General features: G+C 54.8%; 15 protein-coding genes and 2 pseudogenes. 7 read left to right on the forward strand and 10 right to left on the reverse strand.

Translation table 11 applies throughout. The features are described 5' to 3' along the window. Positions 1–1,169: 1,169 nt before the first annotated feature. The 3 genes and pseudogenes from LGL98_RS26420 to LGL98_RS16330 all read right to left on the reverse strand — a co-directional run. Positions 1,170–2,663, reverse strand: a pseudogene (locus LGL98_RS26420) (hypothetical protein); the annotation flags it as partial. Between the two features lie 3,519 nt (positions 2,664–6,182). Next, positions 6,183–6,488 (reverse strand): annotated as a pseudogene (locus LGL98_RS26345) (BapA/Bap/LapF family prefix-like domain-containing protein); the annotation flags it as partial. A gap of 618 nt (positions 6,489–7,106) precedes the next feature. Further along, positions 7,107–7,520 carry a CoA-binding protein gene (locus LGL98_RS16330; RefSeq protein ID WP_002898434.1) on the reverse strand — a complete coding sequence of 138 codons (414 nt, stop codon included), beginning with the start codon at positions 7,518–7,520 and terminating at the stop codon, positions 7,107–7,109. A gap of 154 nt (positions 7,521–7,674) precedes the next feature. Here LGL98_RS16330 and mgsA point away from each other — a divergent pair, with 154 nt between their 5' ends. After that, on the forward strand, positions 7,675–8,133 hold the full coding sequence (mgsA, locus tag LGL98_RS16335) for a methylglyoxal synthase (RefSeq protein WP_136032091.1): 459 nt from the start codon (positions 7,675–7,677) through the stop codon (positions 8,131–8,133). Positions 8,134–8,144: 11 nt separating this feature from the next. Here mgsA and helD read toward each other — a convergent pair whose 3' ends face one another. Further along, a complete protein-coding gene (helD, locus tag LGL98_RS16340; protein ID WP_136032089.1) occupies positions 8,145–10,199 on the reverse strand; it encodes a DNA helicase IV in 2,055 nt (684 codons plus the stop codon). Between the two features lie 124 nt (positions 10,200–10,323). On the opposite strand from helD, the gene LGL98_RS16345 reads away from it, so the two are divergent. After that, complete coding sequence (locus tag LGL98_RS16345) at positions 10,324–10,770, forward strand: YccF domain-containing protein (RefSeq protein WP_004224032.1); 447 nt, start codon at positions 10,324–10,326, stop codon at positions 10,768–10,770. A gap of 17 nt (positions 10,771–10,787) precedes the next feature. Continuing rightward, a complete protein-coding gene (yccS, locus tag LGL98_RS16350; RefSeq protein WP_136032087.1) occupies positions 10,788–12,923 on the forward strand; it encodes a YccS family putative transporter in 2,136 nt (711 codons plus the stop codon). 13 nt (positions 12,924–12,936) lie between these two features. Here the strand turns inward: yccS and LGL98_RS16355 are convergent, their stop codons facing one another. Continuing rightward, a complete protein-coding gene (locus LGL98_RS16355; protein ID WP_136032085.1) occupies positions 12,937–13,533 on the reverse strand; it encodes a TfoX/Sxy family DNA transformation protein in 597 nt (198 codons plus the stop codon). 356 nt (positions 13,534–13,889) lie between these two features. Here LGL98_RS16355 and sulA point away from each other — a divergent pair, with 356 nt between their 5' ends. Continuing rightward, entirely contained in the window at positions 13,890–14,399 is a 510-nt protein-coding gene (gene sulA / locus LGL98_RS16360; protein ID WP_136032083.1) for an SOS-induced cell division inhibitor SulA, read from the forward strand. A 352-nt stretch (positions 14,400–14,751) separates the two neighbouring features. Beyond that, on the forward strand, positions 14,752–15,804 hold the full coding sequence (gene ompA / locus LGL98_RS16365; RefSeq protein ID WP_136032081.1) for a porin OmpA: 1,053 nt from the start codon (positions 14,752–14,754) through the stop codon (positions 15,802–15,804). Positions 15,805–15,912: 108 nt separating this feature from the next. Here the strand turns inward: ompA and matP are convergent, their stop codons facing one another. Continuing rightward, positions 15,913–16,365, reverse strand: coding sequence for a macrodomain Ter protein MatP (matP, locus tag LGL98_RS16370; protein WP_002898404.1), 453 nt, complete (start codon positions 16,363–16,365; stop codon positions 15,913–15,915). 185 nt (positions 16,366–16,550) lie between these two features. Between matP and LGL98_RS16375 the strand changes: the two genes are divergently transcribed. Together LGL98_RS16375 and fabA are read left to right on the forward strand one after the other, a co-directional pair. Continuing rightward, a complete protein-coding gene (locus LGL98_RS16375; RefSeq protein WP_136032080.1) occupies positions 16,551–18,308 on the forward strand; it encodes an AAA family ATPase in 1,758 nt (585 codons plus the stop codon). Between the two features lie 69 nt (positions 18,309–18,377). Continuing rightward, on the forward strand, positions 18,378–18,896 hold the full coding sequence (gene fabA / locus LGL98_RS16380) for a bifunctional 3-hydroxydecanoyl-ACP dehydratase/trans-2-decenoyl-ACP isomerase (RefSeq protein ID WP_136032078.1): 519 nt from the start codon (positions 18,378–18,380) through the stop codon (positions 18,894–18,896). 68 nt (positions 18,897–18,964) lie between these two features. Here the strand turns inward: fabA and rmf are convergent, their stop codons facing one another. The 4 genes from rmf to pqiA all read right to left on the reverse strand — a co-directional run bounded on the left by rmf (position 18,965) and on the right by pqiA (position 22,844). After that, the gene (gene rmf / locus LGL98_RS16385) at positions 18,965–19,132 is read right to left on the reverse strand and encodes a ribosome modulation factor (RefSeq protein WP_002898396.1); all 168 of its coding nucleotides are present in this window, start codon (positions 19,130–19,132) and stop codon (positions 18,965–18,967) included. 253 nt (positions 19,133–19,385) lie between these two features. Further along, the gene (gene pqiC, locus LGL98_RS16390) at positions 19,386–19,949 is read right to left on the reverse strand and encodes a membrane integrity-associated transporter subunit PqiC (protein ID WP_136032076.1); all 564 of its coding nucleotides are present in this window, start codon (positions 19,947–19,949) and stop codon (positions 19,386–19,388) included. Further along, a complete protein-coding gene (gene pqiB, locus LGL98_RS16395; RefSeq protein ID WP_136032074.1) occupies positions 19,949–21,586 on the reverse strand; it encodes an intermembrane transport protein PqiB in 1,638 nt (545 codons plus the stop codon). Before pqiB ends, pqiC begins: the two co-directional genes overlap by 1 nt. After that, a complete protein-coding gene (gene pqiA / locus LGL98_RS16400) occupies positions 21,576–22,844 on the reverse strand; it encodes a membrane integrity-associated transporter subunit PqiA (RefSeq protein ID WP_136032072.1) in 1,269 nt (422 codons plus the stop codon). The genes pqiB and pqiA overlap by 11 nt, the downstream gene beginning before the upstream one ends. Positions 22,845–22,857: the final 13 nt, after the last annotated feature.

The following is a 22,857-nucleotide window of genomic DNA, read 5'->3' on the forward strand; positions in this document are numbered from 1 at the left end:
TCGGAGTCGGAGTCGCTGTCCGAGTCCGAGTCGCTGTCAGCATCCGAATCGCTGTCAGAGTCAGAGTCGGAGTCGCTGTCTGAGTCGGAGTCGCTGTCGGAGTCCGAGTCACTGTCAGAATCCGAATCGCTGTCAGAGTCGGAGTCGCTGTCGGAATCTGAGTCGCTGTCCGAGTCCGAGTCGCTGTCGGAGTCGCTGTCAGAATCCGAATCACTGTCAGAGTCTGAATCGCTGTCAGCATCCGAATCGCTGTCTGAGTCGGAGTCGGAGTCGGAGTCACTGTCAGAGTCAGAGTCGGAATCGCTGTCAGAATCCGAATCACTGTCAGAGTCTGAATCACTGTCGGAATCCGAATCACTGTCGGAGTCCGAGTCACTGTCAGAATCCGAATCGCTGTCGGAGTCGGAATCGCTGTCCGAATCGGAATCGCTGTCAGAATCCGAATCACTGTCGGAATCCGAATCGCTGTCGGAGTCCGAGTCACTGTCGGAATCCGAGTCACTGTCAGAATCCGAATCACTGTCGGAGTCGGAGTCGGAGTCACTGTCAGAGTCAGAATCACTGTCAGAGTCCGAGTCGCTGTCAGAGTCGGAGTCCGAGTCGCTGTCAGAGTCGGAATCGCTGTCGGAATCCGAATCGCTGTCCGAATCGGAATCGCTGTCAGCATCCGAATCACTGTCGGAATCCGAGTCGCTGTCAGAGTCCGAGTCACTGTCAGAATCGGAGTCGCTGTCGGAGTCGGAATCGCTATCCGAATCCGAATCGCTGTCAGAGTCCGAATCGCTGTCAGAATCCGAGTCGCTGTCAGAATCCGAGTCGCTGTCAGAGTCGGAGTCGCTGTCCGAGTCCGAGTCGCTGTCAGAGTCGGAGTCACTGTCGGAGTCCGAGTCGCTGTCAGCATCCGAATCGCTGTCAGAGTCGGAGTCGCTGTCGGAGTCCGAATCACTGTCAGAATCGGAGTCGCTGTCAGAATCCGAGTCACTGTCAGAGTCCGAGTCGCTGTCAGAATCGGAGTCGCTGTCGGAGTCGGAATCGCTATCCGAATCCGAATCGCTGTCAGAGTCCGAATCGCTGTCAGAATCCGAGTCGCTGTCAGAGTCGGAGTCACTGTCAGAGTCGGAGTCACTGTCGGAATCCGAGTCGCTGTCAGAGTCCGAATCACTGTCAGAGTCCGAATCGCTGTCAGAGTCCGAATCGCTGTCAGAGTCCGAATCGCTGTCAGAGTCTGAATCGCTGTCCGAGTCTGAATCGCTGTCAGAATCCGAGTCGCTGTCGGAATCTGCATCAGCATCCGACTCACCGATATCACTTCCTGCCACGATATTAATCGTCAGCGTAGCCGTCGCCGTATCACCATCCGCATCCACTATCGTGTAGGTAAAGATATCGGCCTGGCCAACAGCATCCGCATCGCCAGTCGCCTTGTAGGTATAGCTGCCGTCCGCATGGATCGTCAGCTGACCGTAAAGACCATTTATCACAACACCTGCAGCCGTCACATCAAGCGGCGTGGTCTGCACACTGGAGGCGATTTTGCTTACCGTAATGCCATCACCGGTGTCTGCTACATCCCCCCCTGCATCCGCAACCAGCACATTGCCGGCAATTGCCGTCGAGGTGTACTGCGTAGAATCCGTGATTGTCGCCTGGGCAACCGACAGCAGATTTGCTGACGCCAGTTCATCAACCACTGCGGCCAGACCGCCGGAAGCTTGCGGTGAAGAAACCACTACCGCGTAGTTCCCGGCCGGCAGGTCGCTAAAGGTCGCGCTGCCGGAGTAAACCAGATTGAGCAGCGCCAGAGACGGCGTCAGGCTCACGGCATCCGGAATAATCTGCACTACCTCACCGGTGTCGGTATTCACTATCGACAGATCGGCGGTAATGGATGAAGCGCCGCCAACCAGTTGCCCCACCAGTGCCAGTACTGACTGCAGACTCAGCAACGTTGAACCAGTGACCGCTATCGTCACATCCTCAGTTGTTCCTTCACTAACCGAGAACTTCGTGGAGTTCGCCGCCAGCAGGGAGACATCCACCGTATTGAGTAAGGAGACACCAAGCAGCTGGCTTGCGGTTCCGGTCACGTTGTTAAGGTTGCCCTCTACGGTATCGATAGCCGCCGTATGGGTATCATTATTTGCCTGCGGTTCGGTATCCGAATCGGAGTCGGAGTCGGAGTCGCTGTCCGAGTCCGAGTCGCTGTCAGCATCCGAATCGCTGTCAGAGTCAGAGTCGGAGTCGCTGTCTGAGTCGGAGTCGCTGTCGGAGTCCGAGTCACTGTCAGAATCCGAATCGCTGTCAGAGTCGGAGTCGCTGTCGGAATCTGAGTCGCTGTCCGAGTCCGAGTCGCTGTCGGAGTCGCTGTCAGAATCCGAATCACTGTCAGAGTCTGAATCGCTGTCAGCATCCGAATCGCTGTCTGAGTCGGAGTCGGAGTCGGAGTCACTGTCGGAATCCGAATCACTGTCGGAGTCCGAGTCACTGTCAGAATCCGAATCGCTGTCAGAGTCGGAGTCGCTGTCGGAGTCCGAATCGCTGTCAGAGTCGGAATCGGAATCGCTGTCGGAATCGGAGTCACTGTCCGAGTCCGAATCGCTGTCAGAGTCCGAGTCGCTGTCGGAGTCGCTGTCGGAATCCGAGTCACTGTCAGAGTCGGAGTCGCTGTCGGAGTCGGAATCGCTGTCCGAATCGGAATCGCTGTCAGAATCCGAATCACTGTCGGAATCCGAATCGCTGTCGGAGTCCGAGTCACTGTCGGAATCCGAGTCACTGTCAGAATCCGAATCACTGTCGGAGTCGGAGTCGGAGTCACTGTCAGAGTCAGAATCACTGTCAGAGTCCGAGTCGCTGTCAGAGTCGGAGTCCGAGTCGCTGTCAGAGTCGGAATCGCTGTCGGAATCCGAATCGCTGTCCGAATCGGAATCGCTGTCAGCATCCGAATCACTGTCGGAATCCGAGTCGCTGTCAGAGTCCGAGTCACTGTCAGAATCGGAGTCGCTGTCGGAGTCGGAATCGCTATCCGAATCCGAATCGCTGTCAGAGTCCGAATCGCTGTCAGAATCCGAGTCGCTGTCAGAATCCGAGTCGCTGTCAGAGTCGGAGTCGCTGTCCGAGTCCGAGTCGCTGTCAGAGTCGGAGTCACTGTCGGAGTCCGAGTCGCTGTCAGCATCCGAATCGCTGTCAGAGTCGGAGTCGCTGTCGGAGTCCGAATCACTGTCAGAATCGGAGTCGCTGTCAGAATCCGAGTCACTGTCAGAGTCCGAGTCGCTGTCGGAATCGGAGTCGGAGTCGGAGTCCGAGTCGCTGTCAGAGTCGGAATCGCTGTCCGAGTCGGAGTCGCTGTCAGAGTCCGAATCACTGTCGGAATCGGAATCGCTGTCGGAGTCCGAATCACTGTCGGAATCAGAGTCGGAGTCGGAGTCGCTGTCGGAGTCCGAATCGCTGTCCGAATCCGAGTCACTGTCGGAGTCGGAATCGCTGTCGGAGTCCGAGTCGGAGTCACTGTCGGAATCCGAGTCGCTGTCGGAGTCGGAGTCACTGTCAGAATCACTGTCAGAGTCGGAGTCGCTGTCAGAATCCGAGTCACTGTCGCTGTCGGAATCCGAGTCGCTGTCGGAGTCTGAATCGCTGTCCGAATCCGAATCGCTGTCTGAGTCCGAATCGCTGTCAGAGTCGGAGTCAGAGTCGCTGTCCGAGTCGCTGTCCGAATCCGAATCGCTGTCAGAGTCAGAGTCACTGTCGGAGTCCGAGTCGCTGTCAGAGTCAGAATCACTGTCAGAGTCGGAATCGCTGTCAGCATCCGAATCGCTGTCCGAGTCTGAGTCGCTGTCGGAGTCCGAATCACTGTCCGAATCCGAATCACTGTCCGAATCCGAATCACTGTCGGAGTCCGAGTCACTGTCAGAATCCGAGTCGCTGTCGGAGTCCGAGTCGCTGTCGGAGTCCGAGTCGCTGTCAGAGTCCGAGTCGCTGTCAGAGTCGGAGTCGGAGTCGCTGTCAGAGTCCGAGTCGCTGTCAGCATCCGAATCGCTGTCAGAGTCGGAGTCACTGTCAGAGTCCGAGTCGCTGTCAGAGTCGGAATCACTGTCAGAGTCGGAATCACTGTCAGAGTCAGAATCACTGTCAGAGTCCGAGTCGCTGTCGGAGTCAGAGTCGCTGTCGGAGTCAGAGTCGCTGTCAGAGTCCGAGTCGCTGTCAGAGTCCGAGTCACTGTCCGAATCCGAGTCACTGTCCGAATCCGAGTCACTGTCGGAGTCCGAGTCGCTGTCAGAGTCCGAATCGCTGTCAGAGTCGGAGTCACTGTCAGAATCCGAATCGCTGTCAGAGTCGGAATCGCTGTCAGCATCCGAATCGCTGTCCGAGTCCGAGTCGCTGTCCGAATCCGAATCACTGTCAGAGTCGGAGTCGCTGTCGGAGTCGGAATCGCTGTCCGAATCGGAATCGCTGTCAGCATCCGAATCACTGTCGGAATCCGAATCGCTGTCCGAGTCCGAGTCGCTGTCGGAGTCGGAGTCGCTGTCCGAATCCGAGTCACTGTCAGAGTCCGAGTCGCTGTCCGAATCCGAATCACTGTCCGAATCCGAATCACTGTCGGAATCGGAGTCACTGTCAGAGTCGGAGTCGCTGTCGGAGTCGGAATCGCTGTCAGAGTCGGAATCGCTGTCAGCATCCGAATCGCTGTCGGAGTCCGAGTCGCTGTCAGAATCGGAGTCGCTGTCCGAATCGGAATCGCTGTCAGCATCCGAATCACTGTCGGAATCCGAATCGCTGTCCGAGTCCGAGTCGCTGTCTGAGTCGGAGTCACTGTCGGAGTCCGAGTCGCTGTCAGAGTCCGAATCGCTGTCAGAGTCGGAGTCACTGTCAGAATCCGAATCGCTGTCGGAGTCGGAATCGCTGTCGGAGTCGGAATCGCTGTCAGAGTCCGAATCACTGTCAGAGTCCGAATCACTGTCGGAATCCGAATCGCTGTCCGAATCGGAATCGCTGTCAGCATCCGAATCGCTGTCCGAATCCGAGTCACTGTCAGAATCCGAGTCGCTGTCCGAATCGCTGTCAGAGTCGGAGTCGCTGTCCGAATCAGAATCGCTGTCAGCATCTGAATCACTGTCGGAATCCGAATCGCTGTCCGAATCGCTGTCAGAGTCGGAGTCGCTGTCAGAGTCAGAGTCGCTGTCAGAGTCCGAATCACTGTCGGAATCAGAGTCGGAGTCAGAGTCGCTATCCGAATCCGAGTCGCTGTCAGAATCCGAATCGCTGTCCGAATCCGAGTCGCTGTCAGAGTCGGAGTCGCTGTCAGAATCCGAATCGCTGTCCGAATCCGAGTCACTGTCAGAATCCGAATCGCTGTCGGAGTCCGAGTCGCTGTCAGAATCGGAGTCGCTGTCCGAATCCGAATCGCCGTCAGAGTCAGAATCACTGTCCGAATCCGAATCACTGTCAGAATCGGAGTCACTGTCAGAATCCGAGTCACTGTCGGAATCCGAATCACTGTCAGAGTCCGAGTCGCTGTCGGAATCCGAGTCGCTGTCAGAATCCGAGTCACTGTCGGAATCCGAATCACTGTCAGAGTCCGAGTCGCTGTCGGAATCCGAGTCGCTGTCGGAATCCGAGTCGCTGTCCGAATCCGAGTCGGAGTCGGCGTCACTGTCAGAGTCACTGTCAGAGTCAGAATCACTGTCCGAATCCGAATCGCTGTCAGAGTCGGAGTCACTGTCGGAGTCCGAGTCGCTGTCAGAGTCCGAGTCGCTGTCGGAGTCGGAGTCACTGTCAGAGTCGGAATCGCTGTCGGAGTCGGAGTCGCTGTCGGAGTCCGAGTCGCTGTCAGAATCCGAGTCAGAGTCGGAATCCGAATCGGAGTCGGAGTCTGAATCACTGTCGGAATCGGAGTCACTGTCCGAATCCGAGTCCGAGTCCGAGTCCGAATCGCTGTCCGAGTCTGTATCAGAATCGGCATCGGCATCACTTTCGCTGCCGCCAGGGTCGGTATCGCTGTCTGAGTCAGAATCCGAATCACTGTCCGCATCAGAATCAGTATCATCGTTCGGAGAATGCGACGAATGATCTTTATCGGAAGATCCCGCAATCATCGCCCCTATACCAAGCAAAGCCGCCCCGGCCATTACCCATGGAGCAATGCTGCCACCAGAACTGCCTGCAGCTAATAATCCTGAGATATCACTGATGAGAGAATAATGGGCATCGCTGGTTCCTGCCCCTTCAAGCCACCACAGAGCCCCACTATCATCATCTTGTAAAACTAAATCGCTATGATGCCCACTAGCATCATTCACAAAAAAATCTTTCAGCGTAAGAGTACTGCCGTCATTTATTTTCAGAACAAGATCATTACCTTGCCTGGAGAAGGAAGTGATGTCCTCTCGCTTAATATGCAATACAACAACTGACTGCGTGTTTAAGTTAACTTGATTGCCATCGACGGTATATTTCATACCTGTATCTTTTGCCGTGATATTTATATTTTTCATCAGGACGCACCCTTGAGATGAAGACGCAGTCAGAGGTTTGAGATAATTCTTACTTATGCATCTTATTAGATATACCAGAAACTACGGACCCGCAAGGAAGTTATGAAACAAAAATGAAATATATTGAAATACAGACAAGCTATTGATAAATATTAAAATAAAACAAAACCACCACATTTTGACATGTCATGTTTTTCTCATACCAGGTTCTCATCTCATCACAAAATCGTCTGGATAAAAAATTATACTTCCAGGCTGCTCCATATCTTTTCATCGCTCTCTTTATAGCTCTCAAAAAAAACCGTGAATCACATCACGAAATCAGCACTGTTTTAACACTGGCATTTTTTAATATTTAAAAAAGTTTGCAGCAGCAATAACCTTAATTAAAGCATGCCTTACAATATAAGAAAAAAGGGTCGTATTAGGCCGTTCTTTAATAAACCGCATGATTAATATGGTCATCACAATGAAATAAAAACATCATCTTCAATAAGGTTATTTTCACCTACAGAATTATAAAAGCTAATAACGAAACGTTTCGCTAACAGAAATAAATCACCTGCAGCGCCCCATTAAAAGAAAGGTATAAAAAACCCCGCTAACGCGGGGTTTATTTTATTTCGCCAGCCCTAGTCGCGGTAGTTCAATAGCCGGGCAGCGATCCATCACCACGTTCAATCCGGCTTCCCTGGCCAGCACCGCAGCCTGCTCATTGATCACCCCCAGCTGCAGCCATAGCGTTTTGGCGCCAATGGCAATCGCCTCCTGCGCCACGCCCCACGCCGCTTCTGAATTACGGAAGACATCAACCATGTCGACCTTTTCCGGAACGTCGGCGAGCGTCGCATACCCCTGCTGTCCCAGCAGCGTCTTGCCCGCCACCTTCGGCGAAACCGGGATAACGTGATACCCCTGATCCAGCAGATACTTCATGACCCGATAGCTCGGACGGTCAGGTTTGTCGCTGGCTCCGACCAGCGCAATCGTCCGTGTCGAGGTCAGGATGCCAGCAATATCATTCTCTTTCATGGTTTCCTCCTGCTATTTCACCTAAGTGTATGCTAATCCGCAGCAGGGGGCCATCCAGCCTAACCCACAGATTCAGCAAAATTTTCATCCCCGATGCTTGCAGCGACAGCCACATTCAGTAATCTGTCTGCAGGTCAAAATGTGGAATGAAAATATGGAACTGACAACTCGTACCCTGTCCGCGCAGAAACATATCGCGCTGGTGGCTCACGATCACTGTAAAGATATGCTGATGAAATGGGTCGCTCGCCACCAGGCGCTGCTGGGACAACATGTTTTGTATGCCACCGGCACCACCGGTAACCTGGTCTCGCGGGCTACCGGGCTGGAGGTTAATGCCATGCTGAGCGGCCCGATGGGCGGTGACCAGCAGGTGGGCGCCCTGATTTCAGAAGGGAAAATCGATGTGCTGATCTTCTTCTGGGATCCGCTGAACGCCGTGCCTCACGACCCGGACGTCAAAGCGTTACTGCGCCTGGCCACCGTCTGGAACATTCCGGTCGCCACTAACGTCTCCACCGCGGACTTTATCATCCAGTCGCCGCACTTTAATCAGCCGCTCGATATTCTGATCCCGGATTATCCGCGCTATCTTGCTGAGCGCCTGAAATAACCCTGCAGTAATTACGGCTTTCTGGCAATGGGCACATCCAGCCCCTGCAGGATCTCGACGAACGGCGAAGGCTGCGCTTTGTTAAACAGCAACCACACCCGATGACGTGCGCGGGTTATCGCCACGTACAGTAGTCGACGCTCCTCCGCATCAGGGAAATCTTCCGGCTGCGGCAGGAGCGCCTGCTCCATGATCGACTCGCGCGCCGGGGCGGGAAACGCATCCTCTCCTTCCTGTAAGCCCAGCACAATCACATAGTCCGCCTGCTGGCCTTTGCTGGCATGAATGGTCATAAAATCAAGCTGCAGGTGCGGCCAGCGCGTCGCCGCCTTGTTGAGCGCCTCGGGCTTCAGATGATGATAGCGGGCGAGCAGCAGGATCCGCTGCTCAGGCTTAACGTAGCCGCTCAGTTTATCCAGAAGATCGTCCAGCTTGTCGTCGGCTAACAGGGTGACGGCCTTTTTATCACCCGCCGTCAGGCTGTTCAGCGGTTTACTTAACTGATACGGATTCTGCTGGATAAAGCTATTGGCTATTTCGCCGATACGGCCGTTAAAGCGATAAGTAGTATCCAGCGCGCAGCAATCTCCTTCGCCAAAATAGTGATTGAAGGCTGTGGTAAGGGAGAGTTGCGCCCCGCTGAAACGGTAAATCGCCTGCCAGTCATCCCCGACGGCAAAGAGCGAGGTTTGGGTATTCTGTCGGCGTAATGCGGCCAGCAGCGAAGCCCGCTGTGGCGAGATATCCTGAAATTCATCCACCAGAATGTGTTTCCATGGGCTAACGAAGCGGCCTTTATCGAGAATATTGATCGCCTGATGGATCAGGCTGGAAAAATCGACGGCATTCTCGGCCTTAAGCGCCGCTTTCCAGTCTTTCATCAGAGGCGACATCAGCTTAACCCGTTTACTAAACAAGTCGCGTACCACTTCCGGCGCCCCGGCAACCATCTCTGCCTGCGAGCCACCGTGCATACGCATCAGGCTAACCCAGCGGTCGAGCCGGCTGGCAATCCGCCGCTGCACTTTCTTGTCCCGCCAGAACTCGCCCTCCGGCAGTTGCCAGCCCATCTCCTCTTCCAGCCACAGGCGCCAGCCTTTCGCCTGTGCTTTTTTCTCCTGGCACTGTTTTTGCCAGCTTTTCAGGAGTAATGCGTGGCGGGCCGCGCTATCGCTTTCCAGTTTGCTGATAGTGGGCACTTTTTTGCTGCCCTGCTGAATAATGTGCAAGGCCAGCGAGTGGAAGGTACGCGCAGTGATATCGTTGGATGCAAGGCGCTCGCGGATCCGCGCATCCATCTCCTGCGCCGCCTGACGGCCGAATGCCAGCAGCAAAATTTGATCTGCCGCGGCTTCTCCGCGCGCCAACAGCCAGCCAGCCCGCGCCACCAGCACTGAGGTTTTACCGCTGCCCGCCCCCGCCAGCACCAGCAGGGAGCGCTCGCCATTCACTACCGCCCGCGCCTGCGAGGCATTGAGCGGGGACGATTCAACACCGTCAAAAAAGCCGCGATACTGCTCCAGCATCGCCTCAGTGAAGGCCTGATTATGAACCAGACGCGTCGCTTCAATATCCCCTAACCAGCGCTGACACTCCCGCCACAGCTCACGGCAGTTATCAAAGGACTCAAGCCGGCTGGTGGGCATTGGCAGCCCGGTTAACGCCTGGCGAATATTATCCTGAACATCTGCCACCTGCTGACGCGTCAGCCATTTGCCTTCCGCGCGGGTACGCTCGATCGTCGCCAGTTGCTGCTTTAGCACGCCGGCAGCGATATCACTCATTTCGGCGCTCCATTGCTCCCACAGCGTATGTAAATGATGATAAAAGCGCTGCGTTTCGCTCCACTCGGTCCCGTGCAAACGCACGACTTTTTCGTCAGGCAACACAAACTCCAGTTCGCCCCAGACCAGACCGCGCTTACAATGCACTGACAATAACTGATTGAAAGGGATAAGATACTCATGACGATCGCCGGAAACCTTTACCCCGGCATTCAGTAATTGCACCCGATCATAAGGGTGCTGAGCCATGCGTTTGCCCAATGTTGTCGCTTTAAGTTCCATATAATGTCGATTTTCAATCAGGGTGGATTGTTTTTCAGTTTAACCGCCCGGGACCAGGTGCTCCAGCGCAAAAAAACGTTACAATTGTCAGGTCTAATTATCCATAGGGCAAAACCGAGGGTTTATGCGTACCATTCTGAATATTTTGAATTTTATCCTTGGCGGTTTCGCCACCACCTTAGGCTGGCTGCTCGCCACGCTGGTCAGTATTATGCTTATCGTGACGCTGCCGCTGACCCGTTCCTGCTGGGAAATCACTCGCCTTTCATTATTTCCCTACGGTAATGAGGCGATTCATGTCGATGAACTCGAGCCAGGCCGCAAAAACGGTCTGCTGAACGCCGGCGGCACTGTGCTGAATATTCTGTGGTTCATTTTTTTCGGCTGGTGGCTGTGCCTGATGCATATTTTTAGCGGCATTGCTCAATGCCTGACGATTATCGGCATTCCGGTAGGTATCGCTAATTTTAAAATTGCCGCCATTGCCCTTTGGCCGGTGGGACGCCGGGTCGTCTCTGTGGAAACCGCGCGTGCAGCGCGAGAAGCCAATGCGCGTCGTCGCTTTCAGTAACCGAACGGAACACGGACATGATTAGCCCCCTGCTACGCCGCTACACCTGGAACAGCGCCTGGCTTTATAACGTACGAATTTTTATCGCGCTCTGCGGCACGACGCTATTTCCCTGGTGGATCGGTGAAGTCAAACTGACCATCCCTCTGACCCTTGGCGTTGTGGCCGCGGCCCTGACCGACCTTGACGACCGCCTGACCGGTCGCCTGCGTAACCTTGCCATTACCCTGGTCTGCTTTTTTATCGCCTCCGCTTCCGTGGAGCTGCTTTTTCCCTGGCCACCGCTGTTTGCCCTCGGCCTGACGGTCTCTACCATCGGCTTTATTTTGCTAGGCGGGCTTGGCCAGCGCTATGCGACTATCGCCTTCGGCGCGTTACTCATTGCCATCTATACCATGCTCGGCGTTACGCTGTACGACCACTGGTATCTGCAACCGCTGTTTCTGCTGGCGGGCGCCGTGTGGTACAACCTGCTGACGCTTTCCGGACACCTGATCTTTCCTATTCGCCCGTTGCAGGACAATCTGGCGCGCAGCTATGAGCAGCTGGCCCGCTATCTGGAACTCAAATCCCGGCTGTTTGACCCTGACCTGGAGGATGAGAGCCAGGCGCCGTTATACGACCTGGCCCTCGCCAACGGGCAACTGGTGGCTACGCTTAACCAGACCAAAGTATCACTTTTAACCAGACTGCGTGGCGACCGGGGCCAGCGCGGAACTCGCCGCACCCTGCAGTATTACTTTGTGGCCCAGGATATTCATGAACGCGCCAGCTCATCGCATATTCAGTATCAGACCCTGCGCGATCAGTTTCGCTACAGCGACGTGATGTTCCGTTTCCAGCGCATGCTGTCGATGCAGGCGCAGGCCTGCCAGAAACTCTCGCGGGCGATTCTGTTGCGCGAACCCTATCAGCATGACGCTCATTTTGAACGCGCTTTTATGCATCTCGATGCGGCACTCGAGCGCGTGCGCGCCAGCGGCGCATCCGACGAGCAGATCAATGCCCTGGGCTTTTTACTAAATAACCTGCGCGCCATCGATGCGCAACTGGCCACCATTGAATCGGTGCAAACCACCGCCCCTGTCAACAGTAATACCGAGACACTGCTGGCCGATGATCGGCTCGGCGGGTTGAACGATATCTGGCTGCGCCTGCGGCGGAACATGTCGCCAGAATCAGCCCTTTTTCGCCACGCAGTGCGTATGTCGCTGGTGCTCTGCGCCGGCTATGCCTTTATCCAGTTTACCGGGCTCCAGCATGGCTACTGGATCCTGCTGACCAGCCTGTTTGTCTGTCAACCGAACTATAACGCCACCCGCCATCGACTGGCGCTGAGGATTATCGGCACGCTGGTTGGCGTTGCGATCGGCCTGCCCGTCCTGTTGCTGGTTCCCTCTGTTGAGGGGCAACTACTGTTGATTGTCCTGACCGGCGTGCTGTTCTTTGCGTTTCGTAACGTACAGTATGCCCACGCCACCATGTTTATTACCCTGCTGGTACTGCTGTGCTTTAACCTGCTCGGGGAAGGCTTTGAAGTCGCGCTGCCGCGCATCATCGATACCCTTATCGGCTGCGCCATTGCCTGGGCGGCGGTAAGCTTCATCTGGCCGGACTGGAAATTCCGCAACCTGCCGCGGGTGCTGGACCGGGCGATGAACGCCAACTGCCGTTATCTGGACGCGATTCTGGAGCAGTATCATCAGGGACGCGACAACCGCCTGGCTTACCGCGTGGCCCGTCGCGATGCCTACAACCGGGATGCGGAACTGGCCTCCGTCGTCTCGAACTTATCGACGGAACCACGCGCAGACGCCACTCAGCGCGAGACCGCGTTTCGCCTGCTCTGTCTTAATCATACGTTCACCAGCTATATCTCCGCCCTGGGTGCGCATCGGGAAAAATTGTCCACGCCCGATATTCTCGCCCTGCTGGATGATGCGGTTTGCTATGTTGATGACGCCCTGCACCATACCCCCGCCGATGAACATCGGGTGCAAAAGTCTTTGACCAGCCTGCAAAGCCGGATCCAGCATCTGGAACCACGCGCGGACAGTAAAGAGCCGCTGGTATTACAGCAAATCGGCTTGTTGCTCGCGCTGCTGCCTGAAATCTGCCGCCTGCAACAGCGCGTGCATACTCAAGCTGAATAAAGACAGATATCCGCTAGCGATTCTCCGCCCATTCCATCAGCTCCTGACGCCGCGGCGTCGGGAGCGCGGCGACATGGATCCCGACAATCGCGGCTTCCAACCCCAGCAGTACGCTGGGTGACAAAGAAGCATTGTTTTCGCGTAGCTTCAGCCAGGCTTGCTGGGCGCCAATCTCCCGAAGCGTCCTGACATCCGGTATGCCCGCATGAATCAGCTGCAATTCCATATGAAAGCTGATGTTGGGTAAATCCTTCAAACGGCCAGAATCCCGGCGGTGATACTTTTCGCGCTGGGCACTCTGCCACGACAACAGCGACAGGCGAAAGAGCTGTTTCTCATCTCGCCATAAGGCGTCGTCAATCTGATAATATTTCAGCGGCACAATGCGCCCATGCCGACGCAACATCAATAAAGGATTATGGTGTTCAACCCGGTAGGCGGCGCTCTGCTCGCAGGCCTTCAGATAGATATTTCCCTCTGCCACCATCGCAAACACCGTATCATCAATGGCCAGACTGTATCCGCCAAAGAGCGGGCGGGTATGTAATTGACCCAGCGCTGAGACGCAGGCCTGAAATTGCGGAAGCCGCGGACATACGAGTTTTCTCATGATCATTCCTTTGTTAATCATGTAATTAAACTTAAGTTGTTAGCGGATCCACTATGGAAAACATAAGGGACTTCCCCGACAGCAGCAAGGTGATTCGTGTCGACTTTCCCACCAGAATGCGGTTTTGCGAGAAGCTTTCAGAAATTTTCTCGCGTTGCTGCAAGCGACACGGAGAAGAGAAACGATTAGCCCGCATTAAGGATACTTCGGGAAAGGGTGGCGCACGCAGTGGCAGAGTGAAGCGCTGGCGACAGGAAATGATTAAATTTCAGGCAGCAAAATGGCAAATTGCGGTTGATCTTTTCCCCTGGTGGATATACTGTATATGCATACAGTAACTACAGGCGGGATAGACTATGTTTACTTCAGCTCACGCAAATCGTTTAGCACAGGCTTCTGCCCCGGCAGGCCACTACGCTCATCGTTCCGGCGAACAGACCGCCAATGGGCTGATCAGTGAAATTGTCTATCGCGAAGATCAACCTATGATGACACAGTTATTACTGCTACCTTTATTACAGCAGCTGGGTCAACAGTCTCGCTGGCAGCTCTGGCTCACGCCACAACAAAAGCTAAGCCGCGAGTGGGTTCAATCCGCCGGTTTACCGCTGTCTAAAGTCATGCAAATTAGCCAGCTGTCTCCTTGCCATACCGTAGATTCAATGATCCGCGCCCTGCGTACAGGGAACTATAGTGTGGTTATCTGCTGGCTGGCGGAGGAGTTAACCGCTGAAGAACATGAACGTCTCGTTAACGCTGCCCAGGAAGGGTCCGCGATGGGATTCATCATGCGCCCGGTCAGACATCAGGGCACGCTCGGCAGACAACTCAGCGGGCTAAAAATTCACTCAAATTTGTATCATTGAGTGAAATTAGGATTATTCCTGGAATTTTTTTTACCGTTGGCTAAGGCGCGGCGATTTTGAGGGTCTTTTTCGCTGAATGCCTGCCACACGGGGATTTCTGCCTTTTTCCTGCGTACGAAAATCAACCATATTTGTTAAATATTGTGTATACAACCCTTTTTTTTCATATGCCTGACAGAGTTCACACTTGTAAGTTTCGAACTAAGTTGTAGACTTTACATCGCCAGGGGTGATCGGCTTACGCTGCATGTATCAGCATAGTTAACAACAAGTCACGCCCCCGGTGAAGGATTTAACCGTGAGGTCTTTTGTAACTTCATGGCGAATTTTGGATGATAATGAGGCGCAAAAAATGAAAAAGACAGCTATCGCGATTGCAGTGGCACTGGCTGGCTTCGCTACCGTAGCGCAGGCCGCTCCGAAAGATAACACCTGGTATGCAGGTGGTAAACTGGGTTGGTCCCAGTTCCATGACACCGGCTGGTACAACAGCAACCTGAACAACAACGGCCCGACCCACGAAAGCCAGCTGGGCGCTGGTGCGTTCGGTGGTTATCAGGTTAACCCGTACCTCGGTTTCGAAATGGGTTACGACTGGCTGGGCCGTATGCCTTACAAAGGCGACAAAGTTAACGGCGCATTCAAAGCTCAGGGCGTTCAGCTGACCGCTAAACTGGGTTACCCGATCACTGACGATCTGGACATCTACACCCGTCTGGGCGGCATGGTATGGCGCGCTGACTCCAGCAACAGCATCGCTGGCGACAACCACGACACCGGCGTTTCCCCAGTATTCGCTGGCGGCGTTGAGTGGGCTGTGACCCGTGACATCGCTACCCGTCTGGAATACCAGTGGGTTAACAACATCGGCGACGCAGGCACTGTAGGCGTTCGTCCTGACAACGGCATGCTGAGCGTGGGTGTTTCCTACCGTTTCGGTCAGGAAGATGCTGCACCGGTTGTAGCTCCGGCTCCGGCTCCGGCTCCGGAAGTGGCTACCAAGCACTTCACCCTGAAGTCTGACGTTCTGTTCAACTTCAACAAAGCTACCCTGAAACCGGAAGGTCAGCAGGCTCTGGATCAGCTGTACACCCAGCTGAGCAACATGGATCCGAAAGACGGTTCCGCTGTTGTTCTGGGCTACACCGACCGCATCGGTTCCGAAGCTTACAACCAGCAGCTGTCTGAGAAACGTGCTCAGTCCGTTGTTGACTACCTGGTTGCTAAAGGCATCCCTGCTGGCAAAATCTCCGCTCGCGGCATGGGTGAATCCAACCCGGTTACTGGCAACACCTGTGACAACGTGAAAGCTCGCGCTGCCCTGATCGATTGCCTGGCTCCGGATCGTCGTGTAGAGATCGAAGTTAAAGGCTACAAAGAAGTTGTAACTCAGCCAGCGGCTTAAGTTATAACTGATAAAAAAACCCGCTTCGGCGGGTTTTTTTGTGGCGTTAATTCGCCTTCGCGACTGGCGGAGAGTTACGCCTGGATGGCAACAGTCAGGTCGTAATGATTACTCTTTGCCTAACAGCACCTGCAGATCGTGCTTCAGACTCGACATTTTGCTGGCATACTTCTCTTTGTGCTCAGCATCCTCAATCAGCTGGACGATGGTTTCAGACAAGGTTTTACCCCGCCGCTGCGCCAGACCGGCAAGACGCTGCCAGACGACAAACTCAAGGTCGATAGACTTCTTACGCGTATGCTGATGCTCGGCGTTAAAATGGCGTTTTCGCCGCGCACGGATAGTCTGCTTCATGCGGTTCATTAACGCCGGATTCATATGCTGCTCAATCCAGGCATGCACCAGCACAGGTTCATTTTCGAGCGTCAGCAAGTCATCTACCGCAGCTTGCGCAGCGCTGGCCTCAATGTAGCGGGTAATCAGCTCACCTTCCCGGTGCTTCTTTACCAGATATTTCCATTTCCAGCCGCTTTCAAGATTTTCCAGTTGTTGATATTTCATTGCGATCTCAATGTGACCGTGTAACTCATTTCAGGATATCAGTTTTTTCCTGATGTGCTGAACATAAATCATTATTCGTGATGTATATGGCCGGGTAATCACCGGGGTAACCATAATCCTCCGTGTGCTCGGTCGCGGCATCAGGTATAATTGCGCGCTTTACATCTAACTAAAAAACAGCGACTTTGACCATTACGAAACTGACCCGAACTGACCTCGCGCCTGATACGGAACCTTATCAGACGCTGTTTGCACAAGCTGATCTTTCCCATCCGGCCCCTTCTCTTTCGGGCGATCTGCAGCCGCGTTTATTCTACGCGCTTGAGCAGCTGCTGTTCACGCCGGCGGTCTCCTCCTTCATGCTGGTGAAAGCCCCTGAAGAGCCGGAGTATCTGCAATGGCTGGCAACCGAAACCCGGACGCTGCATGAACCTGCCGCACCGCTCTACGGTGTTCGCTATGAGGTTGATGGCGCTCGCGTCACGCTTTCTCCTGCGCAACGTGCTGAGGATAATTTTGCCAGCATTGCGCCAGTCGTGGCAGCCGATTGGGTAGAGGCGGAACAGCTGTTTGGCTGTGTACGCCAGTTTAATGGCGAAATTAGCCTCCAGCCGGGCCTTGTCCACCAGGCCAACGGCGGTGTGCTGGTACTCTCGCTACGCGCACTACTGGCACAACCTCTGCTGTGGGTACGCCTGAAAAATATGGTGACTCGTCAGCGCTTTGACTGGCTTTCCGTCGATGAATCCCGCCCCTTGCCGGTCAGTATCCCCTCCATGCCGCTGAGCCTGAAAGTCATGCTGGTCGGCGAACGCGAATCGCTGGCTGATTTTCAGGAAATGGAGCCGGAGCTGGCGGCGCAGGCCATCTATAGCGAGTATGAAGATACTCTGCAGTTTGCTGACGCCGACACGCTAAAGGCCTGGTGCCAGTGGGTTTGGCAGAATGCGCAGCAGCTGGAACTGCCAGGCCCGGCGGCCGATGCCTGGCCTCTGCTGATCGATGAGGGGACACGCTACACCGGCGATCAGGAGACCCTGCCGCTCAGTCCGCTATGGATAACCCGCCAGCTGCGGGAGGCCGCCGCCTTCTGTGAGGGCGAGGAGATAACAGGTGAAGCGATGCAAACCATGCTGGCTCGCCGGGAGTGGCGTGAAGGCTATCTGGCCGAACGTATGCAAGATGAAATCCTGCAGGAACAGATCCTGATTGAGACTGAAGGTGAATGCATTGGGCAGATCAACGCTCTGTCGGTGATTGAATTCCCTGGTCATCCGCGCGCGTTCGGTGAGCCATCACGCATCAGTTGCGTCGTGCATATTGGTGATGGCGAATTTATCGACGTCGAACGCAAAGCCGAGCTGGGCGGTAACATTCATGCAAAAGGCATGATGATCATGCAGGCTTTTCTTATGTCCGAGCTGGAGCTGGAGCAGCAGCTCCCCTTCACGGCTTCGCTGACGTTCGAACAGTCCTACAGCGAAGTAGACGGTGACAGCGCCTCCATGGCCGAACTCTGCGCCTTAATCAGCGCCCTGGCCAATGTGCCAATTAATCAGAGCATTGCAATTACCGGCTCCGTCGACCAGTTTGGTCGCGTGCAACCGGTCGGCGGGCTGAACGAAAAAATTGAAGGCTTCTTCACAATTTGTCAGCAGCGCGGCTTAACCGGCAAACAAGGGGTCATCATCCCTTCCGCCAACGTTCGCCACCTCAGCCTGAGCCATGAGTTACGTCAAGCTGTTGCCGAGAATCAGTTTGCTATCTGGGCAATTGACGATATTACCGAAGCGCTGCCGATGTTGACCCAGCTAATGTGGGACGGAGAAGGACAGACGCTGCGACAAACCATTCAGGAGCGGATAGCGCAGGCGACCCAGCAAGAGACTCGCCATCGCTTTCCGTGGCCGCTACGCTGGTTAGGTGGGACAAGTTCTAACTGATCGGACTTGTTCAGCTTACACGTGTTAGCTATCCTGCGTCCCGAACTTAAAATAAGGCTTACTGAAAACATGGTAGATAAACGCGAATCCTATACAAAAGAAGATCTTCTTGCCTCTGGTCGTGGCGAACTGTTCGGCGCGAAAGGCCCGCAGTTGCCGGCACCAAACATGCTGATGATGGACCGCGTCATCAAAATGACCGAAGCCGGTGGTAACTATGACAAAGGTTATGTTGAGGCTGAACTCGACATCAACCCGGACCTGTGGTTCTTCGGTTGCCACTTCATTGGCGATCCGGTGATGCCGGGCTGCCTGGGCCTGGATGCGATGTGGCAGCTGGTCGGTTTTTACCTCGGCTGGCTCGGCGGCGAAGGCAAAGGCCGCGCCCTGGGCGTGGGCGAAGTGAAATTCACCGGTCAGGTTCGGCCAACCGCGAAAAAAGTCACCTACCGCATCCACTTCAAGCGCATCGTTAACCGTCGTCTGATTATGGGCCTGGCGGATGGTGAAGTGCTGGTTGACGATCGTCTGATCTATACCGCAAACGATCTGAAAGTGGGCCTGTTCCAGGATACTTCCGCTTTCTGATAAATATCAGTAGCGATTAAAAGGCGAAGCCCCCGCTATGCGGAGGCTTCTTTTTTAAAGAGACAGTGTCAGGCCGTTAGTACCCTGTCTTCCATGGCTTCTCGCCAGCCTCCCAGCCACCAAGAGCGTTGATTCAGGCTCTGGTATGGACACATTTCTTTCGATCTCCCCGCGATACCCGCTTGATATCCACGTTGATGTGCCCGTTCCAGGCGATCTCGTTTTTGTCTCTTCATGCCTCGTTTCCCTCATTCTTTGATCTGGTGGAAAAGAAAACAGTGGTCGCAAATTGTGCGGCCACGGGTTACGAATACCGCGAAATGAAGGCAACGTCAATGCGCAAAATTCACGCCAGTGTCATATTTGTGACCTATATAAGAGTTCATTTTTTGTTCATTCAGCGCCGCGATTGCTAACAAACTGACCTGGCAAAAAAAATGCCGCGCGGCTCAAATGAACCTCGCGGCATATCACTATTATGAATTTTACTTATGGCAGACGCTTAAGCTCGCCGGCAATGGCGACCGCCTCCTGGCTCCATGCCTGGGCCAGAGTCTTCACCATCGCGTCATAGCCATCCTCTTGCTGCTTGAGCACGATGTCGAAAGGACGCTTAATCAGCTGTCCCTGATGCTTAAGCAGCCACTCACCGCTGACGATAACCCGCCCGTCGTAGCGCCCGTGAAAGCCATTGACTGCCACATTGAGCGTATCCTGCTCACTCCCCAGAGGCTGAGATGAGACGACCCAGCCCGGTAGTTGCTGGCTGAGGTTTGCCACCAGCGTTGCACGCAGCTGCTGGTCCAGCGGGCTGGCCCACAGATTATTATTGGCTATCACATACTGCACGTCGGTGGTCTGATAGACCACTCCGTTGCCCGCCAGATAATCCGGGATACTGACCTGCTCAACCCACAGCAGACGCGCCCCCTGGCTGGCGGCGCTTTGCGCGCCGCCCTGCACCACCGGCAGCTGGTAATATGTTTTGCTCTCGCCGCCGCTACTGCACGCCGTCAGGGCGCATACGGCTGCCGCCAGTAACCATTTTTTCATTATTTCGCTCCCTTCGGCTGTGGGTCTTTTTTATCCTTGGCCTCAAATACCAGCGCATTGCTCTTATCATTGAGCGTTTTCAGAACCGGCTGCAGCTCGCGAAGCACCTGATCCAGACGCTGCATATCGGCCACCATCTTATTGTAAGCCGCGGAGCCTGGCTGGAAGCCCTGCATGCTGCGGTTCAGCTCGCGCAGCGTCGTCTGCATATCGGCAGGCAGCTGCTGCATCGACTGGCTGGAGGTAATCTTATTCAGATTATCCAGCGTGGTCTGCACGTGCTGCATAGTCTTCTCGCTCTGCGCCAGGGTGCTGGTCGCCTGCTCCAGCAGCGGATTGATCGGCAGGTTATTAATCTTATCCAGCGCATCCATCAGACGTTGCTGGATCTGCGCCAGGCCACCGCTGATGGTCGGAATGATTGGATAGCCGTTAAACTCCTGGATTTTGCCGCGCGGGGGCGCCTTCGGATAGAAGTCGAGATCGATATACAACGCGCCGGTCACCAGGTTACCGGTTTTCAGCGAGCCACGCAGTCCGCGGTTGATCAGATCGTCAATGTGGGCGCGAATATTCGGATCGCCGCCGAGCTGGTTAATCAGCCGTTGCGGTTCAACCCGCACTTCCACCGGAATGCGATAATCATCGTTCAAACGCTGCTTCAGCCCAGGAATAAAGAACGGCACTTTGCCGACGGTGCCCAGACGGATACCGCGGAACTCAACCGGCGCGCCAGGCTGCAGGCCGCGAACCGAGTCTTTGAAGAACATCACATAGTCAATATGCTCGGTAAAGACCGAATCCTGGATGCTCTTCTGATCGTCAAACAGGTGGTATTCCGTTTTGTTCGCCACTGGCTCACCGAGATCCAGTCCTTCCGGAATATCGAAGCTCACCCCACCACCAAAAAGTGTCGATAGCGAGCCCATCTCAACGCGCATCCCCGCCGCAGTCAAATCAACCGCGATACCGCTGTCTTTCCAGAAGCGAACGTTGGTGGTCACCAGGCGGTCGTTCGGCGCATTGATAAACAACTGATAAGAGATACGACGTTTCTGCGCATCAAAGGTGCTGGTTTCCACCGACCCCACGCGGTAGCCGCGGAACAACACCGGGTCGCCTGGCGAAAGCTGTCCCGCCTTGCTGCTTTCCAGCAGAATACGGATCCCCTTAGCATCCGGTGAGGCCAGCGGCGGAGAATCCAGCAGCGGATACTGCGCCGGCACCGAACCTTTAGTTCCCGGCTGCAGTTCAATATAGGCTCCGGATAATAAAGTCCCAAGGCCACTGATCCCCTCGCGCCCTACCTGCGGTTTCACCACCCAGAACACGGAATCGTTGTGCAGTAATTTCTGCATCCCGGAGTTGAGACGGGCTTTGATTTCGACATGGGTGAGATCGTCGGTCAACGTCGCGCTCTCCACCACCCCAACGTCCACACTGCGGCTCTTGATACGGGTTTTTCCCCCTTCAATCCCTTCCGCATTGGTGGTGATCAGCGTGACCTCAGGCCCCTGATGGCTGTAATGATAAAACAGGATCCACGCCCCGATCAGCGCAGTGACGATAGGGAAGATCCACACCGGTGACCAGTTCTTCACCTTCTGCACTTTCGCTTCTCCGCTCTTATTTTCCATGTTGTTGTATTTCCTCATGGCTTGAATCTGGCTCACGATCCCACAGCAAACGGGGATCAAACGTCATCGCTGAAAACATGGTCATCACTACCACCAGCGCAAACATGACTGCACCGATGGCGGGATAAATATTCATCAGCCCTCCCATGCGCACCAGCGCAGAGAGCACGGCGATGACAAAAACGTCAATCATTGACCAGCGGCCAACAAATTCCACCACTTCATAGATCAGATGCATGCGTTCCGAATCGCGTGCGCCGTTACCGTTGGCATTCCAGCACAGCCAGGCGATAGCAATCATCTTCAGCGTCGGGACCATAATACTGGCGATAAAGATCACCAACGCGACCGGATAGGAGCCTTCACTCCACAGCAAGACTACCCCAGCCATAATGGTTGACGGCATTTTATCGCCCAGCAGATCGGTAATCATGATCGGCATAATGTTGGCAGGGAGATAAAGGATAAATGAAGTTACCAGCAGCGCCAGCGTCCATTGCAGGCTATTTTTGCGCCGCGCCGTTCCTTTACTGTGACAGCGCGGGCAGACGGTCTGGTCGGCCGGCAACACCGCTGTACAGCAGGCACAGGAGCGCAGCCCCTGGCGGATCCCGGCCACGCCGACCTTCAGCGGCTGGGTAATGGCCGGCATGGGGGCAATATCATCCCACAGCCAGCGCCGATCGACGCACTGGAAAGTGCGTAACTGCAGCAGGCAAAACATGCACCAGGGAATAAAGCTCAGGCCAATACCGATATCGCCATAGGCCATCAATTTGACGAAGCTGACCAGCACGCCAGCAAGAAAGATCTCCGCCATCCCCCAGGTTTTCAGTTGAAAGAGAATTCGCGCGAGGAACGCCTTCAGGCCGGCAGGCATCCTGACCCGGTTAACCAGCAGCAGAATGGTGACCAGGCAAAACGCCGGCACTAATTGAACAAAGAGTAAAAAGAAAGTCCCGAGACTGGCGTAATCCTCGCTAAACAGCACATTGGGAATTTCCAGCAGCTCTATTTCGCTGCTGATGCCGCCCACTTTCATATAGATAAAAGGGAACAGGTTGGCCAGCAGCAGCATAAACAGCGCGACCAGCGCATACGCCGTGGGACGCTGGCGAGGCGCGTCCCACGTGGTAGTTAACGTTGTACCGCAGCGCGGGCAGGCGGCTTTCTGGCGATGCTCAAGCTGCGGCAAAGCCACCAGCAAATCACATTGGGGACATAAAATATGTCGCGCAGCATGATGATGATCGCACATGACAACTCCTCGG

Origin of the sequence: Klebsiella africana (genome assembly GCF_020526085.1) — a bacterium.
GTDB classification, from domain to species: Bacteria; Pseudomonadota; Gammaproteobacteria; order Enterobacterales; family Enterobacteriaceae; genus Klebsiella; species Klebsiella africana.